Below are 19,496 nucleotides of genomic sequence, written 5' to 3' on the forward strand. Positions count from 1 at the left end.
GCGGCGCTGGCAAGAGCGATGGCGGCGCAGGTCTATCTGCTGGCAGCGCCGGGATGCCGGGGCAGGCGGATCGTGACGGTGGTGCCCTGCGGTCCGCTGTCGCCGACGCTGGAGCGGATCTCGAGGGTGCCGCCCATGCGCTCGGTGAGCGCCTTGCTGATGGCGAGGCCCAGACCCGTGCCGGTGCTGCTGGCATTATAGGCATTGCCGGCCTGGATGAAGGGCTGGCCGATCTTCTCGATGACGGCGGCCGGGATGCCCTTGCCGTTGTCGCTGACCCAGAAGGTGGTGGTGTTTCCGTCCTCGGCCGGGCGCGCACCCAGTTCCACGGTGCCGCCCTTGGGCGTGAATTTGAGGGCGTTGGAGAGGAGGTTGAGGGCGATCTGCCGCGTCGCCCGTTCGTCGCCGAAGGCCGTGAGGCCGTCTGGCACGCGGGTCACGAGATGCAAGCCCTTCTCGCTCAGCAGGCGGCGCACGGTTTCGCCGGTGTGCCGCAGCATCTCGGTCAGATCGAAGATGTCGCGGCTGAGGGTGAACGAGCCGGCTTCAATCTTGGAAAGATCGAGGATGTCGTTGACGATGCCGAGCAGATGCTCGCCGCTGCTCTTGATGTCCTTCATGTAGTCGAGATATTTCGGATGCCCGAGCGGGCCGTGAATTTCGCGCAGCGTCAGCTCGGAAAAGCCGATGACGGCATTGAGCGGCGTGCGCAATTCGTGGCTCATGGTGGCCAGGAACATCGATTTGGCGCGCGAGGCGTCTTCGGCGCGCTGTGCCGCGGCGTCCTTTTCCTCGGCCAGCCTGACCAGCCGCTCGGTCATGATCTCGACATCGGTCATGTCGCGCAGGATCGCGGTCATCAGCGGCCGGTCCTCGAACATCAGCTTGCTCAGCGAGACCATGACGGGAAAGCTGGTGCCGTCGGCGCGCCGGCCGCGGATCTTGCGCCAACTGCCCATGGCGCGGCGATCTTCGCCGGAGGTCATGAAGCCAGCCACCTGGGTGCGGTGCTGCTGGCGCGCTTCGTCGGGCATGACGATGTCGAGCGACTTTCCCAGCATCGCCTGCGCCGCGCGACCGAACATGCGCTCGGCAGCCGGGTTGAACACCTGGATGCGCTGGGCCGCGTCGATCGTGACGATGGCATCGGGTGCCGCATCGAGGATGTTGGACAGTATGGTCTGGCGCTGCGTCGCCTTGTGACGCGTCGCGAGGCCGGCATAGAGCAGCGCTGCCGACAGGAGCGAGAGCGCCATGCCGACCAGGAAAATGCGGTCGTCGTCGACAGGCGATGTCGCGGTGGGGTCGCCGGTGACGGTGATGATCAGTTCCTTGTCGAGCAGGGGCACGGCATAGAGCGCGGCGCCGGGGGGCGCTGTGTTGCCATCGGCCTGCATGCGATCGACCAGCAGCAGCGAGACGGTCACGCCCCCCGCCTGCGTTGTCCGCAGCAGCTCTTCCATGCCTTCCACGCGGAACACGCCGTTGATGTAGCCAAGGAAGGTGCCGTCGCGCCAGATCGGGAAATAGGTGGCGACACCCTTGCCGCCCTGGAACAGATCGACGAGATAGGTGGCGCGGGGCGATCCGGCATCGCGCGCCTCCTCGATCAGTTTGAGGATCTCCGGCGTCTGCCCGACAATCTTGCCGACCGCCGCCTCATTGCCGCGCAACGGCCAGACGCGGCGGATGCGGCGGTCCGGATCGACGAGATTGATGGCGAGGAATTCGCGCGCGAGCTGGTGGGTGGCGCTGGCCGCGATATCGAAGCGCGCATCATCGCCGATCTCGCCGCTTGCGGCCATGTCGGCCAGGTTCTGCAGGCCGCGGAGCCGGGTCGTGAGCCGCTCGGCAATGGCGTGATGGGCATCCTCGGCGCTGGCGGTGAACCGCTCATTCTCGGTCAGGTGCCGGGCACGCTCGGTCACCGCCGCGACATAAGTCACGGTCGTTGTGAGGGCTGCCAACAGAAGCAGCGCCGGCAGCGCGTTCCGCCACAGGCTGGCTCGCACGCCCAAGATTCAGCTCCCGTTCCAACCCAGCTACCAAGGTCAGATACCGGATGCGGCGGGGCGCGGAGTTGATGCACATCAACACCGGTCGCGGCACCCGCATTAGGGGTCGGAGATTTTAGCGATTGACGGACATACCAACTGGTTGGTATGTACCTGTGAGGAGGCCAAGATGGCTGAAAAAACGGCAAAAACTGACCCCAGGGCCGACAAGCCCACCCCTGCGGGCGCCCGCACCAGGCTGCTCGACGCCGCGATGCGGGTGATCCGCGAACGCGGCTACGGCGCCAGCACGGTGGATGACATCTGCGCCGCGGCCGGCGTCACCAAGGGGGCGTTCTTCCATCATTTCCCGAGCAAGGAAGACCTCGCCGTGGCGGCCGCCGCCCATTTCGGCGCCATGGCGGACGGGATCTTCGTCAAAGCCCCCTACCGCGCCTATCCCAGGGCCGCAGACCGGGTGCTGGGCTATGTCGCCTTCCGCAAGGCGATCCTGCGGGGGGAGCTGGCCGAGTTTACCTGCCTGCTGGGGACCCTGGTGCAGGAGACCTATGACACGCATCCGGCGATCCGCGCCGCCTGCGACCGGCATATGAGCGAACATGCCGCGATGGTCGCCAGCGATATCGCGGTGGCGATGCGGGAGGACAACATCAAGGCGGATTGGACGGCGGAGAGTCTCGCCTATCACACCCAGGCGGTCATTCAGGGCTCGTTCATTTTCGCCAAGGCCAAGCACGGCACCAAAATCGCCGAGGATTGTCTCGACCATCTCACGGCCTATCTCACGACGATTTTCAAAAGCACGGAACCGCACGGAGGAAATCCATGACCGCAACGGCCAAGACCAGCCAGAACAACGGCACGCGCGAACTGGTGCTCGACCGCCTGCTCGACGCACCGCGCGAGAAACTGTTCAAGATCTGGACCGATCCCAGCACCTATGCGCAATGGTTCTGTCCCAAGCCCTGGACCGTGACCAAGGCGGAACTTGATGTGCGCCCCGGCGGCAGATCGCTCATCGTGATGCAGGGGCCGGAGGGGCAGGAATTCCCCAATCACGGCATCTATCTTGAGGTCATCCCGAACGAGAAGATCGTCTTCACCGACGCCTTCGTCGATGCCTGGACCCCGTCAGAGCGCGCCTTCATAGTGGCGACTGTCACCTTCGCCGACGAGGGCGGCAAGACCCGCTACCGCGCCGTCGTGCGCCACTGGTCGGCGGAAGCCTGCGCCGAGCATGAGAAGATGGGCTTTCATGAAGGCTGGGGTGTCGTCGCCAGCCAGCTCGAAGCGCTGGCAAAGTCGATCTGAGGGAGGGTGCGATCATGGCTCTCACGCAGAAAGTCAGTACCCATCTGTGGTTCGACGACGGCGCCGAGGAAGCGGCGAGGTTCTATACCTCGCTCCTTCCCAATTCGAGGATCGAGTCGGTGCTGCAATTCGACCGCGCCAAGAATCTCTACGGCGTCGTCTTCATCCTGGCCGGCCAGGAATACCGGGCCTTGAACGCGGGGCCGATGTTCAAGCTCAATCAGGCGGTCTCGCTCTGGGTCAAATGCGATGATCAGGCGGAGATCGACCGCATCTGGGATGCGATCCTGAAGAACGGCGGCAAGGAACAAGCCTGCGGCTGGGTACAGGACAAATGGGGCCTCTGCTGGCAGGTGATCCCGACGGCGCTCGAAAAGATGTTGGGTGGTCCGGACGAAGCCGCACGCAACCGCGTGCTGCAGGCAGTCTGGGGCATGATCAAGCTCGACATCGCGAAACTTGAAGACGCTTATCGGGGTGCGGCAGCTTGACACGCTGCCGTTTCCACCCTTAGTCTCCGCGCCATGGCACAGATGCGCAAACAACAACGAGTTACCACGACCTGGACCGCCGTTTGGCGGGCGAGGGGTGTTGGTGCGCGTTAAGTTTGCGTGATCCGACTGCCACCCAAAGCCCCGCCGGTACCGGACGGGGCTTTTTCATTGGGGAAAAGTCACCGTTCGTCTCGGCCCACACGAGAGACCAACGGAGACGAACATGGACGCGTTCGACCATCGAAGTATCGGGCAGAAGCTGGATCTCTTCCATTTCCAGGAAGAGGGGCCAGGCATGGTGTTCTGGCATCCCAAGGGCTGGGCGCTCTATCGCCTGGTCGAGGACTACATCCGCCGCCGCATGAAGGCCGCTGGCTTCCAGGAGATCAAGACGCCGCAGATCATGGCGCGCGCCTTCTGGGAGAAGAGCGGTCATTGGCAGAAATTCGGGCCGCACATGTTTGCGCTCGAAGATGGCGAGCGGCAGTTTGCGGTCAAGCCGATGAGCTGCCCGGGCCATCTGCAGATCTTCAACAGCCGCCTGCGCTCCTATCGCGATCTGCCGTTGCGCTATGCCGAATTCGGCGCCTGCCACCGTAACGAACCGTCCGGTGCGCTGATGGGGCTGATGCGCACGCGCGCTTTCGTCCAGGACGACGCGCATGTGCTCTGCCGCATGGATCAGGTGGCTGACGAGGTAAAGCGCTTCTCGCAGCTCCTGCGCGTGGTCTACCGGGATTTCGGCTTTGCCGATTTTGCGGTCGCCTTCTCGACGCGACCCGTCCTGCGCGAGGGCAGCGAGGAGTTATGGGATGTGGCCGAACGCGTCCTGCAGGGCGCCGCGCGCAGCGCCGGGCTCGATTTTGATGTGCAGCCGGGCGAAGGCGCCTTCTATGGGCCCAAGCTCGAATTCTCGCTGCAGGACCGGCTGGGGCGGCGCTGGCAGTGCGGCACGATCCAGCTCGACCTGGTGCTGCCGGGGAAACTCGGCGCACGTTATATCGGCGAGGACGGCGCCAGTGAGGTGCCGATCATGATTCATCACGCCGTGCTGGGCAGCCTGGAGCGATTCATCGGCATGCTGCTGGAGCATTGGCAGGGACGCCTGCCACTCTGGTTGGCGCCGGACCAGGTGCTGATCGCCGCGGTTTCCGACCAGTATCTGGGCTATGCCGAGGAAGCAGCCATCCAGCTCGAGTCCGAAGGCTACCGGGTGACACTCGATGCCAGCAACGAGACGTTGCCGAAAAAGATCGTCGCCTGGCGCGAACGCGGCGTGCCGATCCTGGGTGTCGTCGGTGCGCGCGAGGTGGAGAAATACCGCATCAGCCTGCGCACGCTTGCCGATGATGTGCGAACCGAGCTGCCGTTGGGCGAGGCCGGCGCCTGGATCAAGCGGGTTGCCGCGCGGCAATACACCGTCACGGCCATGGCGTCAGCCGGCGAAGAGGGGGCGCCCATCGGATGCCCGTATGATTTAGGCTTGGTGGAACAGACCTAGCTCTTGCTCAGGCGCCGGCGGTTGGCGCGCACCTTGCGGCGGTAATGTGCCAGGGTCTTGGCGACCGCGGCCGGGCCGCTCGCGCCCATCTGACCGGTCATGAACATGGTCTGCAGATCGAGGGCGGAATCGATCTTCTCCTGCACCATGCGCTGGGACTCGGTGTCGGCGGCGGCACCCCCCAGGGCGATCTTGGCGGTGCGCAGCGACATCACCGTCGCTGCCTCCATCCCCAGGGAAAAGAGGTCAAAACTGGCGCGAAACCAGGGATTCTTGCGCATAATGTGTCTTTCCTGTTGACGCAATCTGCGCGTCGTCCGCCGATTGGGCTGGCTTATTTGCCTGACAAGTGACCTTACTGGCAGAGCAATCTCCCTAGAGGTACCATGCTTTACGACATCTATCGGCGCGAAAACCTGATGCTGGTGTTTGAAGCCGGCAAGCCACCCAGCGATATGAACCTCAACGGCTGGAAACGGTTGCATATGGGCGTCAACAGCCTGATGCTCAGCGACCGGACCAAATCGCCCAACACCAAGCCGATCGTGCAGATCGACCGCGAGATCAAGCAGAACGGGATGACGACATTTCACGTCCCCCAGGTTTCGCGCGCCGGCTAAGGCCGTCTCGGCTCAATCAACCGAAGTGAGATTCTGATGCGTTTTGATATTTATCAGCGTGGCCCGCGCGATCTGCTGGCCTGCAAGGCCGGCCAGTCGCTCGATACCTTCAAGGCCAACGGCAAGGATGTCGGGATCGGCGAAGGCTGGGAACTCGCGGAATCCGGCGTCGGCAATGTCCGTTTTGCCAACGGTTCGAAATCCGCCCGCCAGATCGAAGACGATGTGATCCGTGAGGGCCGCTCGCTCTACAGCCGCAACCGCGTCGCCAAGACCGGCTGAACCGCCCTCACGCCGCTTCTGTTGCCGGCGGCGACGCCTGGCTCAGGACGAAGGCGGCGAGGATTGCTGACATCGGCAATGCCAGGCACCAGAATCCCACCCAGACATAGCTGAGCGCGCCGGCAAGGGCGCCCAGGGCAAATGTGGCGACCGGCGGCGCCATTTTGGCAAGCCGTGCGCGAACCACATCCTTTTGCCCTGACTCCATTGCGAGATCGACGAGATCGATCACAATCTGCGTCACGTTGCCGGTCATCACCGTGGTGGGCGACAGGGTGGCAAACACCGTGCGCGCCGCCGCATTCTGTACCGCCATGGCGACGACACCCATCATGCCGGTCGCGATGGTGAGCGGTGCATCGGCATCCGTGAAGGGCGCCGCCGCGACACCAACCGCCATGAACAGGAGCAGGAAGGTGAATTCCGAGAGCAGCGACGCGCCGGCCGCATTCGTCTTTCGCCGTTCTGCTTGCAGCACATAGAGACGCGTTAGGGCCACCACCAGCACGAAGACCGGCAAAGCCAGCAGCTTGCCGAGGATACCGACATGAAACGCGGCGATCGACGCGCCGATGAGCACGAAGTTGCCGGTGACATGGGCGGTGAACAGGCCAAAGAGCGCGATGAAGCCGGCCGTGTCGACGAAACCGGCGGTGAAGGCCAGCAATGCGCCGATTGAATTGTCGCGGGCGTTCCGGCTCATCTCACACCGCCCAGCAGTTGCAGCCGAAACTGCCCCAGAAGCTCGCGGCATCGGCGGCCGGTGTCGTGCTGGTCCAGGCGGTCGCGTGGGCATGGCCATGGACGTTGCAGCCATTGGCGCAGCCGCAGGATGCCGCCGCGACCTTCTGCAATTGCTGAACAGACCGGTCCTGATAACCACCGAATTGCTTGACCGGCGACCACTCCGGCGTGGGCGGCGGCAAGGCCGGCGCCAGCGGTTTGAAATCACCAGCACCATGGACGATCCGGCCGCCCAGCAGCGTCAGCACGGATGAAAGATGGGCGATGTCGTCTTCCGCCACGCTGAGGTAATCGGCGGAGAGCACGGCAAGGTCGGCAAGCGCACCCACCTCAATGCGGCCTTTCTTCCCTTCTTCGCGCGAGAACCAGGTATTGGCGTCGGTCCACAGGCGCAGCGCTTCCAGGCGGTCGAGGCGGTTCCCCGGCAGATAGAGCCTGGTGCCGCCCACTGTCTTGCCGCTCACCAGCCAGGACAGCGAGACCCAGGGATTGTAGCTGGCGACACGCGTCGCATCGGTGCCGGCACCGACCGGGACACCGGCCGCCAGCATGCGCTTGATCGGCGGCGATGCCTCGGCGGCCTTGGCACCATAGCGGTCGATGAAATATTCGCCCTGGAACGCCATGCGGTGCTGCACGGCGATGCCGCCGCCAAGCCTGGCGATGCGGTCGATGTTGCGGTCGCTGACCGTCTCGGCATGGTCGAAGAACCAATGCAGCCGGTCGATCGGCGTATCCTTGTGCACCTTCTCGAACACATCGAGCGCGCGGCTGATGCTCTCGTCATAGGTGGCGTGGAGCCGCCAGGGCCAGTTCTTCTCCGCCAGCACCCGCACGACCTGTTCGAGATCGCCTTCCATGGCGGGGTCGAGATCCGGGCGCGGCTCGCGGAAGTCTTCGAAATCCGCGGCGGAGAAGACCAGCATTTCGCCCGCGCCATTGACGCGGTAGAGATCGTCGCCCTGGCCTGGCTTGACCATGCCGGTCCAGCGCGTGAGGTCGGCCACTTCCTCGCCCTTTTTCTGGGTGAATAGGTTGTAGGCGATGCGCAGCGTCATCAGGCCATCGGCATGCAGCTTCTCGATGATGTTGTAATCGTCGGGATAGTTCTGATAGCCGCCGCCGGCATCGATGACGCTCGTCACCCCCAGCCGGTTGAGCTCGCGCATGAAATGGCGCGTCGAATTCAACTGCTGTTCGGGGGCGAGCTTCGGCCCCTTGGCCAGCGTCGCATAGAGGATGACCGCGTTGGGTTTGGCCAGCAGCAGGCCGGTGGGATTGCCTTGGGCATCGCGCTGGATCTCGCCGCCCGGCGGATTCGGCGTGTCCTTGTTGTAACCCACCGCGCGCAAGGCTGCGGCGTTGAGCAGCGCACGGTCATAGAGATGCAGGATGAAGACCGGCGTGTCGGGGGCCGCGGCGTTGATCTCCGCCAGGGTCGGAAGGCGCTTTTCGGCGAATTGATGTTCGGTGAACCCGCCCACCACGCGCACCCAATGGGGCGGCGGGGTGATCTCCGCCTGGCGTTTCAGCATCGCCATGGCGTCGGCCAGGCTCGGCACGCCGTCCCAGCGCAATTCGATGTTGTAGCTGAGCCCGCCGCGGATGACATGGATATGGCTGTCGATGAGGCCCGGGATGGCGCGCCGGCCGCCGAGATCGATGATCTTTGTCTCCGGACCTTTGCTGGCCATGATGTCGCGGGCGTCGCCCACCGCGCTGAAGCGGCCATCGGTGATGGAGACGGCTTCGGGATTGGGCTGAGCTCGGTCGAGGGTCGTGAAGCTGCCGTTGACGAGGATCATATCCGGATGCATCGAAGCTCCTAGCGCGCGGTGGGCAAAGGTGTTGAGGCCGAAAGCGAAGGCGGCTGATCCGGCCAGGATATCGCGGCGGCGGAAACGTTTCATCATTGCGTTACTACTCCGCGAAACCTCCCCCCCGGAAGGGGGGAGGTGTGTTGCAAATCCTACTTCGCCGGTCCGGCTTCGCTGGCATGTTCGCCCAGCATCGCGCGGGCATAGGTGATGCCGAGGCCATAGGCGCCGCCGAAGCGCTGGGCCGTCCGGTTGGTGTGTTCGTAGGTTTCCGACCGGGCCCAATCACGCTGCAGTTCCAGGAGATATTGCAGCGACGTCATCGGGCGGGCACCTGCCTGGATCATGCGGGCCATCGCCTGGTTGTGCGCCTCGTCGGTGATATCGCCGCTGGCATCGGCGATCACATAGACCTCGAAGCCCTGGTCGAGCGCCGAGAGCGCCGGGCCGACAATGCAGACACTCGTCCAGAGACCGGCGAAGACGATGCGGCCCTTGCCGATCTCGTTGACGCGCGCCGCGATGCGCGGGTCTTCCCAGGTATTCATGCTGGTGCGGTCGATCGCGACCACATCCGGGAAGGCTTCCTTGATTTCCGCGAACATCGGGCCGGAGAAGCTCTTCTCGGCCACCGTGGTGAGGATGGTCGGCACCTTGAATTCGGCGGCGGCGTGGGCGACCAAGGCGGCGTTGTTCCTGAGCTGGGTCATGTCGATCGACTTGGTGGCGAAGGCCATCTGCGACTGGTGGTCGATCATGATGAGGGTGTGGTCGGCGCCATTGATCAGGTCCTTGCCGGGGGTCGGGGTGGCGGTCGGGATCTTGTTGGTCATCGGAACTCTCCTTGTTTAGGCTAACTATTTGAAGTAGTTGATCTTTTGAAGCCACCGTGGCTCTGGAAGGAAGATTACCCTTGACCCGCTGAAGCAACAATTGTCTAAGTTTTCAAAGAACTGTTGCAGGAAATGGGACAATGGACCGCCTCAGTACGATGGAAGCCTTCACCAAGGTGGCGGAGACCCAATCCTTTTCCGAAGCCGCGCGACGTCTGCGGACCTCAAAATCCCTGGTGAGCCGGCAGGTGGCGGCGCTGGAAACGCAACTCGGCGTCAGGCTGTTTCAGCGCACCACGCGTTCCCTCACGCTGACGGAAGAGGGACGCGGCTATCATGAGCAGGTGACGCGCATCCTCGCGGAGATCGAAGACGCCAATCTGTCGGTGAGCGCCACCCGTGCCGCCCCACGCGGGCGCCTGCGGGTGAGTGCGCCGATGAGCTTCGGGCTGCTGCATCTGGCGCCGGCGGTGCCGCGCTTTCTGGCACGCTATCCCGATGTCGAACTCGATCTCAGCCTCAACGACCGCTATGTCGATCTCATCGACGAGGGCATCGACCTTTCGATCCGCGTCGGCCGGTTGGCGGAATCGAGCCTGGTGGCGCGGCGGCTGGCGCCGTTCCGCATGATTCTCTCCGCCAGCCCTGCCTATCTCGCCGAACATGGCACGCCGCAACGGCCGGAGGATCTGAAAGACCATCAATGCCTTTGCTACAGCAGCAACAGCCTTACCCCGGAATGGCGCCTGCAGAAGCTCGACGGGACGCCCTGGCCGGTGCCGATCCAGGGCCATCTTCATGCCGACAATGGCGATGTGCTGCGCCTCGCTGCCCTGGCCGGGACCGGCATCGCCTATCTGCCGAGCTTTATCGTCGGCGGCGACCTGCAGGCCGCCAAGCTGGTGGCCCTGTTGCCGGATTATGTGCCGACCGATTCCGCGATCTATGCCGTCTATCCCACCTCCCGGCATCTCTCGCCAAAGGTGCGTGCCTTCATCGATTTCATGCTGGAGCATATCGGTCCGCGTCCGATATGGGATTTGCAGGATTAGCGCGCGCTGCGTCATGCTGTAGATTGTCTGCAAATGGCGCGCAGACTTTAACCACAGGACCCGCTGATGAGCCTCTTGACCCTTGAACCCGCCGACGAGATCCTCGCCACCCATCTGGTGTGGGACAACCACGCGGGCTTTGCCTTCCAGCAGGCGCAGGACCTCGCCGAACTGTCGCGCTGGCGGCAATCCGGCATCGATTTCGTCTCGGTCAACATCGGCTACGATCTCGAGCCCTGGACGCGCGCAATCGAGGCGGCATCGCAATACCGCCACTGGATCCGCGAGAATCATCAGCATTTCGTGCAGGTCGAGACGATCGCCGATGTGCTGGCCGCCAAGAGCAGCGGGCGGCTTGCCATCTCCTTCGATCTCGAAGGCATGGATGCGCTCCACGGCGATCTCGGCATGGTCGATGTCTATTACCGGCTGGGCGTGCGGCAGATGCTGTTTGCCTACAACCGCAATAATCTAGCCGGTGGCGGCTGCCATGATTCGGATGGTGGGCTCACCCCGTTCGGGCGCGAGGTGGTGCGCGAGATGAACCGGGTCGGCATGCTGGTCGATTGCAGCCATTGCAGTCATCGGACCAGCATGGAAGTGATGGAGCTGTCGCACTCGCCGGTGATCTTCTCCCATTCGAATGCGCGCGGGCTCCATGATCATGAGCGCAACATCCGCGACGACCAGATCGAGGCCTGTGCCGCGCAGGGCGGCGTCATCGGGGTGACGGGGGTCAGTCTGTTCCTGGGGAACGGCCAGGATCTCACGGCGCAGATGCTGGCGCATATTGACTATCTTTGTCAGAAGGTGGGCCCGCAGCATGTGGGCCTCGGCCTCGACAGTATCCTCATGTGCCAGAAGGAAGATGGGCCGGAGAATGAATCGCTGGGCGACCGGGCCAGGCTCTATTGGCCACCGGCGCAATACCCGGACGGCAAGCTCGACTTCATCAGGCCGGAAGTCGTGCCGGATCTCGCGCGCGGCATGCTTGAGCGCGGCTATAGCGCCGCGGATATTGCCGCCATCCTCGGCGGCAATTTCGCGCGGCTGGCCGGCCTTGTCTGGAAGCCGGTCAATTCGTGATATCGTCGTGCACTTCTTCGGCGCCGTCCTGGATGGCTTCGCCGCCTTTTTCAATGTCCTTGCCGGCGCCCTTGACCGTATTGCAGGCGCCAAGGGCCGGAATGGCGAGGGCAACAAGGCTGAGCAGAACCAGCTTGCGCGCGGAAATCATTGTCAGCGACATGAACGTCACTCCCGATTGATGATGAGCCCACGAAAGCGGGGCGTGCACCAACAACCGGATGCGGGGCGATTTGTTCCGCCGGTCTTGCAATCGGCCGGCTTTAACCATCTAATTTGCACCGCCTGAATGCCAGGCTCGCCGACCGCGTCGGCGACAATGAGGATTGATTGCACAAGATGAATTCGAGCGAGACGACGCCCTCCGACAGCCAGCCGCCGGCCGGACCGCCACCGGCCGGAACATCCTGGCGCATCCTCCTTGCTGACGACCACGCGATGGTGCGCGAGGCATTGTCGCAGATGCTGGAACGGCTGGATGACAAGCTGCAAGTCGCCCAGGCGCGAGATCTCCACGAGGCATTGTCGATGCTCGCGGCGGACAGCGCCTTCTCGCTGCTGCTGCTCGATTACAACATGCCCGGCATGGCCGGCGTTGCGTCGGTCAGCAGCCTTCGCACGCAATATCCCAGGCTGCCGGTGGGCGTCATCTCGGGCTACCTTACCAGTGCCGAGGTCGAACCGCTGATCGCTGCCGGGGCGATCGGCGTTTTCCCCAAGACGATGTCCGGGCCGGCCCTGATGATGGCGCTGAAGCTTGCCTTGTCCGGCCAGACCTATGTGCCCTGGAGCGGCGATCTGGGTCAGGCGGCACCGCAGGCAGCGAGGTCACCGACGGATGCCGATCTGCCGAAGCTGAGCGCGCGACAGATCGAGGTGCTGGGGCATGTCGCGGCAGGATCCCCCAACAAGGAAATCGCCCGCGCCCTGGGCTTGAGCGAAGTCACCATCAAGATCCATGTCGCAGCCTTGTGCCGGAAGTTCACCGTTGCCAACCGGACGCAACTTGCGACCGCGGCCCTGCGCGCCGGCGTGATCCCCGTCAAGGACACAACGGGTTGACCGTCAGGGAACGATCTCCGGTGTCTCGCGTGGCGGCAGCGGCGTGATGCGGACGGGACTGGAGATCGCGTCACCGACCTGAGCGCGGTGCGCCACTGTCCAGACCATCTCGCCGACGTCGCGCAGGGTGAATGGCTTGGGCAGCAACACGTCGATGCCAAGTCGTTCGCGCTCGCTGGCCGGGACGTCCTGCAAGCGGCCGCTGGTCAGCACGATCGGGCGCGTATAACCCCGCCCGCGCAGTTCGGCCGCGAGTTCCATGCCGTTCATGTCGGGCATGATGTAATCGGTGATCACCAGGTCGAAGAGATCCGGTTCGTCATGGATCACGGCCAGTGCCTCGCGGCCATTGTCGCAGGAAGAGGCCTCGCAACCGATCTTCTCCAGGATCGTTTCCAGTGCATCCCGCGTCTGCGGGTCGTCATCGACCACCAGAATGCGCATCTCGGTCAAATGCGACGGGCGTTCCGCCGCCGGCTGGGCAGGGTCTGGTGCCGCCGTCATTTCCGGCAGCAAGGGCAACAGGATGTCGAAGCTGGTCCCCCTGCCCATGGCGCTGTCGACGGCGATGGCGCCACCATGCGCAGAGACGATGCCCAGCACCGAGGAAAGGCCGAGTCCGGTGCCTTCGCCGATGCTCTTGGTGGTGAAGAAGGGCTCGAACATCTGCCGCATGACCGGCTCGCTGATGCCGCAACCGTCATCGGCGACCCGGATCCGCAGATACTCGGCAGGCGCGTTGGTGAGCAGGCCAACGAGCATCTTGGTTCGCCTGGGACCGGTGGCTTCAACCAGGATCGGCGCTTCGGCCGGGGACAGGCTGAAGGTGCCGCGCATGCCGGACATGCGGCCGCCATCGATATGCACCCTGCGGACCTGCAACTGAACGGTGCCACGCGCATCGGCCAGGGCATCGCGCGCGTTGAGGCACAGATTGACCACGGCCCGGTCGATCTGCGTCACATTGCCAAGAACCGGCAGCGGGCCGGCTTCAATGTCGACGTCGAAATGCGCCCGGCCGGTCATCGAGACGCCAGCAATGGTGGCTGCCTCACGGCACACATCGCCGGCGTCAATCACGTTGCGATCGGCCTGTTCGGCGCGGCTGAAGGTCATGATGCTGTGCACCAGTTCCTTGCCGCGATTGGCGGCGGTGGCAATCTGGCGCAGCATGTGTCGCTGTTTGGGATTGTCGCCGGCGTCAAGCTCAAGCAGCGAGGCAAAGCCCGAGATGGCGGCGAGGATGTTGTTGAAGTCATGGGCCACACCACCCGCGACGCGGCCGATGGCGCCCATCTTGTCGGCGTGATGCAGGGTCTGCAGCAAGCTCTCGCGCTGTTGTTCCGACTGGTGCCGGTCGGTAAGGTCGCGGACCAGGGCGATATGGCCGCCTTCCTGGCGCGGCATCACATGGACGTCCCAGGAACGTCGCTCGCCACTCAGAGTCTTGCCGGCAACCTCGCCCTGCCAAGGCCGGTTGCTGCGCCTGAAGTGGCGCGCAATATTGTACATCGCCCGTCGCCCCAGGAAGGTGTGCCAGTCCATGCGCGTAGTGTCGCGCGAAAAATCATCATGGATCAGGTTGTGGAAAGCTTCGTTCGAATAGTGCAGGCGACCGCGCTCGTCGAACATGGCGATACCCTCGCCGCTGCTCTCGATGGCGGCCAGCTGCGTCGCACGCTCCTGTTCCGTCACTTGTTGCCGGTCAAGGAGTTCCTGCATGCGCTGGGTCTTCAGCAGATTCCCGATAATCAGCCCGACGCCAGCCAGGATCGCCACCACGAAGGCGCCGACGGTCAGCCACAATCCACCCGAGAGATCGCGTGTCTGCTGCCGCATCTCGTCCTGAACCAGCAGGATTCGAACCATTTCCTCCAGCGGTGTCTCAACCGTCGCAAGGGTGTTTATGAACGGCTCGACCGACTGCCGGTCGCCAATCTTCACCAGCGTCAATTCCTGCTCAAGGGCTGGCAGGGCATCGAACACGATGGTCGCGTTGGTCAAGATCTTGGGAATGCGACGCACACCTTCGCCCTCATCCGACTTGAGAATGAGGGGCAGGCGGCTCCAGAAGACGTCGAAACGCAGCTTGAGTTGGTCGAGCGCCGCGGCGTCCGGTGTCAATTGATAGGACTGGGCGGCGAGTTGGGTCATGTGAAACTCCTCCTGTGCTTCCACCACCAGCCAGGTGCCGGTGCGGTAGTTGAGGAGGAGCGAGGTCATGGCGTCGAAGGTGCGGACGCCACCGAACAGGGCTGCCGGCAGGAAGATCACGATGGCAATCACCAGCCAGATGCCACCAATATTCTTGCCCTTGCCGAACATCACGGAATCCTGACTAGCGGATATCGAGCCGGTTCAACTGCCAGATCATCTTGGATTTCGTTTCTTCAGTCTCCAGATCAGGTTCGTCCGTCAGGGGATAGATGATCCAGAGCGGCCCCTTCTCGCGAACCTGCATCAGGGCGCCGTTCATGCGAATGGCGACGATGACATGGGGATTGTCGGCATCGCTCATCGGAACATCCACGGCATAATCGTTGATGGCGCTGGCCTGGATGGTCTGTCCCTTGGCGCCGGCAAGCGCCAGCAGGTCCTTGATGGCCACGCCTTCAAACTCGACCAGTCCTTCGGTCCAAGGGGTTTGGGTCCGGACGATGGTCCTGGGAAGCCCGTCGAGGGCGGCCTGGTCCAGTTTCAGGGTATCGCCATCATTGGTCACGCTGATCGCCCCGGACAGGGTCAGGAGGACCGGGCCGCTTGGCGCATCGATGGCCCGGGCGCCGGACGGCATCACCGTGAACAGCGCTAAAGCCATGAGCAAGCAACGAATTGGGGTCATGACGTCAGGTCCTTCCTTGATGTTCGAAGAGGTAGATGCTGCTGCTGATCTGTTTGGCCATTGCCAGGGCCAGCATGGCCATCATTGGTTAACAGGCCTTTGCCTGGGCCGCCAATCTGCATCCGCCTCCCCCGACCATACTTTCGTATAGGGGCCACTGCCAAAGGTGGGATGGGCCGGCTGAACACCAGCCTTATGCACAATCGATTAAGAATCCGGAAAGGCGCACAAACGCCGCCATGGAAACCGCGACAGAGACCGGGACGCAACAGGAGAAGATCATGCAGCAGCAAGCACGCCAGACAGCCCTGGTCATTGAAGATGATGCGCTGATGCGCGATCTGGTCGGTGAGATCCTGCGGCGGGCCGGCTATCAGGTCCTTGAAGCCATCGACGGGCTCGACGGCATGGCGCAACTCACCGCGCTGACCCCCGAACTGGTGGTCACTGACGTGTTCATGCCGGATTGCGACGGGATCGAGGTGCTGCGCGAAACCAAACGCCGCAACCCGGTGACGCGCGTCGTGGTCATCTCCGGCGGCTCGCCGCTCATCCCGCGCATGGATTTTCTCGAGGTTGCGAGCAAGCTCGGCGCTGATGCCGTGCTGGCAAAGCCATTCACGCCGGCGGAATTGCTGTCCGCGGTCACGGCTTCAAACTGGGACAAGGGTGGCAATATCCGACCGTTCAACCCTGCGACCGCCCACGTCGCGTAACCTCGTGCTTGTCCGAGACATCGGTCTACGACGCAGGTGTATTGCGAGACTGACAGTCAAACAGGCGCTGGTATATGCGCCTGATCCGGTTTCGGCCTGATCCGGTTTCGGCCTGACTCGGCATGTTCCAGTATCGGGCGCATTTTCGTGGCTGGAGCGCAAAGCTGCATACCGCTGGGGCCGCAAACAGGCTAGCTTGCAACAGTCCTGTTGACCCGAATGGAAAGACCCCCAATGGCCCTGCGTCATATCGAGCGGCACCGCACCGCGCATATCGGCTGGCTGCGGGCCTCGGTCCTTGGTGCCAATGACGGCATCGTGTCGACCGCCAGCCTGGTCCTGGGCGTGGCAGCGGCCGATGGCACCCAGAGCAGCGTGCTTATTGCCGGAATAGCCGGACTTGTGGCGGGCGCCATGTCGATGGCGGCCGGCGAATATGTCTCGGTGCATTCCCAGGCCGATACCGAGGCTGCCGACCTCGCCCGCGAGCGCGCCGAGCTGAAGGCGGATGACAGTGGCGAACACAGCGAACTGACCGAGATCTATGTGGCGCGGGGCCTCGATCCCGCACTTGCCAGGGAAGTTGCCAACCAGCTGATGAAGCATGACGCGCTGGGCGCCCATGCCCGCGATGAGCTCGGCATTTCCAAGGAACTGCAGGCGCGGCCGATCCAGGCGGCGCTGGCCTCGGCAGCGAGCTTCGCGGTGGGTGCCGCCTTGCCGCTGATCATTGCCGTTCTCATTGCCGGCAGCACCCTGATCCCCGCCGTGGCCGGTACTTCGTTGCTGTTTCTGGCGACCCTTGGGGCGGTGGCGGCCCGCGTGGGTGGAGCAGCCTTGTGGCCCAGCATCCTGCGCGTCACCTTCTGGGGTGCGCTGGCGATGGCCATCACGGCGGGCGTCGGCGCCCTGTTCGGGACAGTGGTCTAGATTGCGGTTCTGGCTGTCGGCTATTGCGGTGGCGTAAACTCGATCTTGGGGACCCGGTTGACCGCGAAGAGGACGCAGGTATAGCCCGGATTCTGGGCTTCGCAGTTGGCGATGGCGCGTGCCGGATATTCATTCACTTTGGTGCAGAGGGCGGCCATGCAGACCCAGCTTGATCCGCCCTTGCCGTCGCTGGCGATGGCGAACGCCCCCTGCCCGGTGGTGCCGATCGTCTCCAGATACCTTTGATAGGCCGCCCAGGTATTGTCCCCGATCCGGACCGGCTCGCCCTGCCGTAAAGCGGTGGCGGTCGTCGGCAGGCGGAACTCCATGCAGGCGGTGAGCAGCAGGCAGGAAGCTGCCAGGAAGACCCAGAGACGCATCAAGTTCCCCCGTTCGGTTGTCGCGACCGGGAGAGGTTTAGCGCGCCCAGCCGGCTTGGGCTAGGGGGAGCCTGCCTGGCCTCACTTGAAGCCCGCAAGCTTCATGCCGTCCTCCCAATGCTGTCGCTCAGGCGGGTTCCACCCATGGCAACACCGCATCGAAGCCGGGTGATAGATGGTTCGGAGGGTTCGCTACACGAGCCTTTATCGGGCGCGACCGGATGAGTCTCCGGTCGCGCCCGGGAATCCTAGTTACCGTCGAACGTGTAGGCGGTCTTCACCGTCGTGTAGAACTCGGCGGCGTAGCGGCCCTGTTCGCGCGGGCCGTAGCTCGATCCCTTGCGTCCGCCGAACGGCACGTGATAATCGACGCCGGCGGTCGGCAGATTGACCATCACCATGCCGGCTTCCGAATTGCGCTTGAAATGGTTGGCATGCTTCAGCGACGAGGTGCAGATGCCGGCCGACAGACCGAACTCCGTGTCGTTGGCGCTGGCCAGGGCCGCGTCGTAATCCTTGACACGCGTGACCGTCGCCACGGGCCCGAAGATCTCCTCGCGCGAGATGCGCATGTTGCTGGTGACCTCGGTAAACAAAGCCGGCGCCAGGTAGAATCCGGGGGTCTCGCGGTTGAGCAACTCGCCGCCCGCCACCAGCTTGGCGCCTTCCTTCTGGCCGATGCTGATGTAATCGAGATCCTGGTCGAGCTGCGACTGGTCGACCACCGGGCCGATATGGACGCCGTCCTTCAAGGCATCGCCGATGACCAAGCCCTTCATGCGCTCGGTCATGGCGGTGACGAACTTGTCATGAATGCCTTCGGTGACGATGAGGCGCGATGAGGCCGTGCAGCGCTGGCCCGTGGAGAAGAAGGCACCGTTGACGGCGCATTCGACCGCGATCTTGAGATCGGCGTCATCGAGCACCACCATCGGGTTCTTGCCGCCCATCTCCAACTGGATCTTCTTCATCGGATTGGTGCCGACGCAGGTGGCGGCGATCTTGCGGCCGGTGCCGACCGACCCGGTGAAGGAAATGGCGCTGACATCCTTGTGCTTCAGCATGGCTTCGCCGACCACGGAACCGCGGCCCATGACCAGGTTGAAGACACCGGCCGGGAGCCCGGCGCGCGAGATGATCTCGGACAAGGCATGGGCGCTGGCCGGGACCAGATCCGCCGGCTTGAACACCACGCAATTGCCATAGGCCAAGGCCGGGGCGATCTTCCAGGCCGGAATGGCGATCGGGAAATTCCACGGCGTGATGATGCCGATGACGCCCAAGGGCTCGCGGGTGATTTCGACATCGACGCCGGGACGGACCGAGCCCAGTTTCTCGCCGGCCTGGCGCAAGGTTTCACCGGCGAAAAACAGGAAGATCTGCCCGGCGCGCATGGTCTCGCCGATGCCTTCGGCCAGCGTCTTGCCTTCTTCGCGGGAGAGCAGGCGGCCGATCTCGTCCTTGCGGGCGATGATCTCGTCGCCGATCTTCTTCAGGATGTCATGGCGCTGCTGGACGGTCGAGCGGCTCCAGGCCGGGAAGGCGGCCTTGGCGGCGGCGATCGCGGTTTCGGCTTCGGCGGCACCGGCTTGCGGGAATTCGCCGATCACGTCGCCGGTGTTGGACGGATTGATGTCTTTCGACGCATTGGCCCCCTTGCTCCAGGCGCCGGCGATGAAGTTCTGGGCTTGAATCATGATGGGGAATCTCCTGGTCTGTCTGGGGGATGATGTTGCCGGCCGATATGTCGCTGGGCCGCGCGTCGGCGCCATCTTTAACAAGATGTGCGGGAATCACAACCATTCCATGGC

General features: G+C 63.6%; 21 protein-coding genes. 11 read left to right on the forward strand and 10 right to left on the reverse strand.

Annotated features, from left to right (window positions below):
* Window positions 1–32: 32 nt before the first annotated feature.
* Window positions 33–2,018 carry a PAS domain S-box protein gene (locus IPK59_17180; GenBank protein ID MBK8160424.1) on the reverse strand — a complete coding sequence of 662 codons (1,986 nt, stop codon included), beginning with the start codon at window positions 2,016–2,018 and terminating at the stop codon, window positions 33–35.
* A 166-nt stretch (window positions 2,019–2,184) separates the two neighbouring features.
* Between IPK59_17180 and IPK59_17185 the strand changes: the two genes are divergently transcribed.
* The 4 genes from IPK59_17185 to thrS all read left to right on the forward strand — a co-directional run bounded on the left by IPK59_17185 (window position 2,185) and on the right by thrS (window position 5,321).
* Window positions 2,185–2,844, forward strand: a complete 660-nt coding sequence (locus tag IPK59_17185) for a TetR/AcrR family transcriptional regulator (GenBank protein ID MBK8160425.1) — start codon at window positions 2,185–2,187, stop codon at window positions 2,842–2,844.
* Window positions 2,841–3,326: an SRPBCC family protein gene (locus tag IPK59_17190; protein MBK8160426.1), complete on the forward strand. Its 486-nt coding sequence runs from the start codon at window positions 2,841–2,843 to the stop codon at window positions 3,324–3,326. The genes IPK59_17185 and IPK59_17190 overlap by 4 nt, the downstream gene beginning before the upstream one ends.
* A gap of 14 nt (window positions 3,327–3,340) precedes the next feature.
* Window positions 3,341–3,817, forward strand: a complete 477-nt coding sequence (locus IPK59_17195; protein ID MBK8160427.1) for a VOC family protein — start codon at window positions 3,341–3,343, stop codon at window positions 3,815–3,817.
* A gap of 226 nt (window positions 3,818–4,043) precedes the next feature.
* Window positions 4,044–5,321, forward strand: a complete 1,278-nt coding sequence (thrS, locus tag IPK59_17200) for a threonine--tRNA ligase (GenBank protein MBK8160428.1) — start codon at window positions 4,044–4,046, stop codon at window positions 5,319–5,321.
* Here the strand turns inward: thrS and IPK59_17205 are convergent.
* A complete protein-coding gene (locus IPK59_17205; GenBank protein MBK8160429.1) occupies window positions 5,318–5,602 on the reverse strand; it encodes a hypothetical protein in 285 nt (94 codons plus the stop codon). The genes thrS and IPK59_17205 overlap by 4 nt on opposite strands.
* A 105-nt stretch (window positions 5,603–5,707) precedes the next feature.
* Between IPK59_17205 and IPK59_17210 the strand changes: the two genes are divergently transcribed.
* The gene (locus tag IPK59_17210) at window positions 5,708–5,941 is read left to right on the forward strand and encodes a hypothetical protein (protein MBK8160430.1); all 234 of its coding nucleotides are present in this window, start codon (window positions 5,708–5,710) and stop codon (window positions 5,939–5,941) included.
* A 36-nt stretch (window positions 5,942–5,977) separates the two neighbouring features.
* Window positions 5,978–6,223, forward strand: coding sequence for a hypothetical protein (locus IPK59_17215; protein ID MBK8160431.1), 246 nt, complete (start codon window positions 5,978–5,980; stop codon window positions 6,221–6,223).
* A 7-nt stretch (window positions 6,224–6,230) separates the two neighbouring features.
* On the opposite strand, the gene IPK59_17220 is transcribed toward IPK59_17215, so the two are convergent.
* The 3 genes from IPK59_17220 to IPK59_17230 all read right to left on the reverse strand — a co-directional run bounded on the left by IPK59_17220 (window position 6,231) and on the right by IPK59_17230 (window position 9,617).
* Window positions 6,231–6,926: a DUF1275 domain-containing protein gene (locus IPK59_17220; GenBank protein ID MBK8160432.1), complete on the reverse strand. Its 696-nt coding sequence runs from the start codon at window positions 6,924–6,926 to the stop codon at window positions 6,231–6,233.
* Between the two features lies 1 nt (window position 6,927).
* Window positions 6,928–8,784 carry an amidohydrolase gene (locus IPK59_17225; GenBank protein ID MBK8160433.1) on the reverse strand — a complete coding sequence of 619 codons (1,857 nt, stop codon included), beginning with the start codon at window positions 8,782–8,784 and terminating at the stop codon, window positions 6,928–6,930.
* Between the two features lie 152 nt (window positions 8,785–8,936).
* Entirely contained in the window at window positions 8,937–9,617 is a 681-nt protein-coding gene (locus IPK59_17230) for a hydrolase (GenBank protein ID MBK8160434.1), read from the reverse strand.
* Window positions 9,618–9,757: 140 nt separating this feature from the next.
* Here IPK59_17230 and IPK59_17235 point away from each other — a divergent pair, with 140 nt between their 5' ends.
* On the forward strand, window positions 9,758–10,669 hold the full coding sequence (locus IPK59_17235) for a LysR family transcriptional regulator (protein MBK8160435.1): 912 nt from the start codon (window positions 9,758–9,760) through the stop codon (window positions 10,667–10,669).
* 66 nt (window positions 10,670–10,735) lie between these two features.
* Window positions 10,736–11,755: a membrane dipeptidase gene (locus tag IPK59_17240; protein MBK8160436.1), complete on the forward strand. Its 1,020-nt coding sequence runs from the start codon at window positions 10,736–10,738 to the stop codon at window positions 11,753–11,755.
* Here IPK59_17240 and IPK59_17245 read toward each other — a convergent pair.
* A complete protein-coding gene (locus IPK59_17245; protein MBK8160437.1) occupies window positions 11,745–11,906 on the reverse strand; it encodes an entericidin A/B family lipoprotein in 162 nt (53 codons plus the stop codon). The genes IPK59_17240 and IPK59_17245 overlap by 11 nt on opposite strands.
* Before the next feature lie 188 nt (window positions 11,907–12,094).
* Between IPK59_17245 and IPK59_17250 the strand changes: the two genes are divergently transcribed.
* Entirely contained in the window at window positions 12,095–12,817 is a 723-nt protein-coding gene (locus IPK59_17250) for a response regulator transcription factor (GenBank protein MBK8160438.1), read from the forward strand.
* 3 nt (window positions 12,818–12,820) lie between these two features.
* On the opposite strand, the gene IPK59_17255 is transcribed toward IPK59_17250, so the two are convergent.
* Together IPK59_17255 and IPK59_17260 are read right to left on the reverse strand one after the other, a co-directional pair.
* Window positions 12,821–15,142, reverse strand: a complete 2,322-nt coding sequence (locus tag IPK59_17255; protein ID MBK8160439.1) for a response regulator — start codon at window positions 15,140–15,142, stop codon at window positions 12,821–12,823.
* A gap of 13 nt (window positions 15,143–15,155) precedes the next feature.
* Window positions 15,156–15,659: a molybdopterin-dependent oxidoreductase gene (locus tag IPK59_17260; GenBank protein ID MBK8160440.1), complete on the reverse strand. Its 504-nt coding sequence runs from the start codon at window positions 15,657–15,659 to the stop codon at window positions 15,156–15,158.
* Window positions 15,660–15,940: 281 nt separating this feature from the next.
* Here IPK59_17260 and IPK59_17265 point away from each other — a divergent pair, with 281 nt between their 5' ends.
* Together IPK59_17265 and IPK59_17270 are read left to right on the forward strand one after the other, a co-directional pair.
* Window positions 15,941–16,375 (forward strand): response regulator, encoded by a 435-nt coding sequence (locus IPK59_17265; protein MBK8160441.1) that lies wholly within the window; start codon window positions 15,941–15,943, stop codon window positions 16,373–16,375.
* 234 nt (window positions 16,376–16,609) lie between these two features.
* Window positions 16,610–17,305, forward strand: coding sequence for a VIT family protein (locus tag IPK59_17270; GenBank protein ID MBK8160442.1), 696 nt, complete (start codon window positions 16,610–16,612; stop codon window positions 17,303–17,305).
* Between the two features lie 20 nt (window positions 17,306–17,325).
* Here the strand turns inward: IPK59_17270 and IPK59_17275 are convergent, their stop codons facing one another.
* Window positions 17,326–17,685, reverse strand: a complete 360-nt coding sequence (locus tag IPK59_17275) for a hypothetical protein (GenBank protein MBK8160443.1) — start codon at window positions 17,683–17,685, stop codon at window positions 17,326–17,328.
* Between the two features lie 248 nt (window positions 17,686–17,933).
* Window positions 17,934–19,382 carry an aldehyde dehydrogenase family protein gene (locus IPK59_17280; protein ID MBK8160444.1) on the reverse strand — a complete coding sequence of 483 codons (1,449 nt, stop codon included), beginning with the start codon at window positions 19,380–19,382 and terminating at the stop codon, window positions 17,934–17,936.
* Window positions 19,383–19,496 lie beyond the last annotated feature (114 nt).

The organism is Rhodospirillaceae bacterium (assembly GCA_016712715.1).
Taxonomy (GTDB): Bacteria; Pseudomonadota; Alphaproteobacteria; order Dongiales; family Dongiaceae; genus Dongia.

What these genes read in the sequence shown, in the direction of transcription:
- IPK59_17255 (MBK8160439.1), bottom strand. Translation starts at nt 15,142, where the DNA reads ATGTTCGGCAAGGGCAAGAATATTGGTGGCATCTGGCTGGTGATTGCC.
- IPK59_17210 (MBK8160430.1), top strand. Translation starts at nt 5,708, where the DNA reads ATGCTTTACGACATCTATCGGCGCGAAAACCTGATGCTGGTGTTTGAA.
- IPK59_17185 (MBK8160425.1), top strand. Translation starts at nt 2,185, where the DNA reads ATGGCTGAAAAAACGGCAAAAACTGACCCCAGGGCCGACAAGCCCACC.
- IPK59_17230 (MBK8160434.1), bottom strand. Translation starts at nt 9,617, where the DNA reads ATGACCAACAAGATCCCGACCGCCACCCCGACCCCCGGCAAGGACCTG.
- IPK59_17265 (MBK8160441.1), top strand. Translation starts at nt 15,941, where the DNA reads ATGCAGCAGCAAGCACGCCAGACAGCCCTGGTCATTGAAGATGATGCG.
- thrS (MBK8160428.1), top strand. Translation starts at nt 4,044, where the DNA reads ATGGACGCGTTCGACCATCGAAGTATCGGGCAGAAGCTGGATCTCTTC.
- IPK59_17190 (MBK8160426.1), top strand. Translation starts at nt 2,841, where the DNA reads ATGACCGCAACGGCCAAGACCAGCCAGAACAACGGCACGCGCGAACTG.
- IPK59_17245 (MBK8160437.1), bottom strand. Translation starts at nt 11,906, where the DNA reads ATGATTTCCGCGCGCAAGCTGGTTCTGCTCAGCCTTGTTGCCCTCGCC.
- IPK59_17260 (MBK8160440.1), bottom strand. Translation starts at nt 15,659, where the DNA reads ATGACCCCAATTCGTTGCTTGCTCATGGCTTTAGCGCTGTTCACGGTG.
- IPK59_17225 (MBK8160433.1), bottom strand. Translation starts at nt 8,784, where the DNA reads ATGCATCCGGATATGATCCTCGTCAACGGCAGCTTCACGACCCTCGAC.
- IPK59_17270 (MBK8160442.1), top strand. Translation starts at nt 16,610, where the DNA reads ATGGCCCTGCGTCATATCGAGCGGCACCGCACCGCGCATATCGGCTGG.
- IPK59_17250 (MBK8160438.1), top strand. Translation starts at nt 12,095, where the DNA reads ATGAATTCGAGCGAGACGACGCCCTCCGACAGCCAGCCGCCGGCCGGA.
- IPK59_17235 (MBK8160435.1), top strand. Translation starts at nt 9,758, where the DNA reads ATGGACCGCCTCAGTACGATGGAAGCCTTCACCAAGGTGGCGGAGACC.
- IPK59_17280 (MBK8160444.1), bottom strand. Translation starts at nt 19,382, where the DNA reads ATGATTCAAGCCCAGAACTTCATCGCCGGCGCCTGGAGCAAGGGGGCC.
- IPK59_17220 (MBK8160432.1), bottom strand. Translation starts at nt 6,926, where the DNA reads ATGAGCCGGAACGCCCGCGACAATTCAATCGGCGCATTGCTGGCCTTC.
- IPK59_17215 (MBK8160431.1), top strand. Translation starts at nt 5,978, where the DNA reads ATGCGTTTTGATATTTATCAGCGTGGCCCGCGCGATCTGCTGGCCTGC.
- IPK59_17240 (MBK8160436.1), top strand. Translation starts at nt 10,736, where the DNA reads ATGAGCCTCTTGACCCTTGAACCCGCCGACGAGATCCTCGCCACCCAT.
- IPK59_17205 (MBK8160429.1), bottom strand. Translation starts at nt 5,602, where the DNA reads ATGCGCAAGAATCCCTGGTTTCGCGCCAGTTTTGACCTCTTTTCCCTG.
- IPK59_17195 (MBK8160427.1), top strand. Translation starts at nt 3,341, where the DNA reads ATGGCTCTCACGCAGAAAGTCAGTACCCATCTGTGGTTCGACGACGGC.
- IPK59_17275 (MBK8160443.1), bottom strand. Translation starts at nt 17,685, where the DNA reads ATGCGTCTCTGGGTCTTCCTGGCAGCTTCCTGCCTGCTGCTCACCGCC.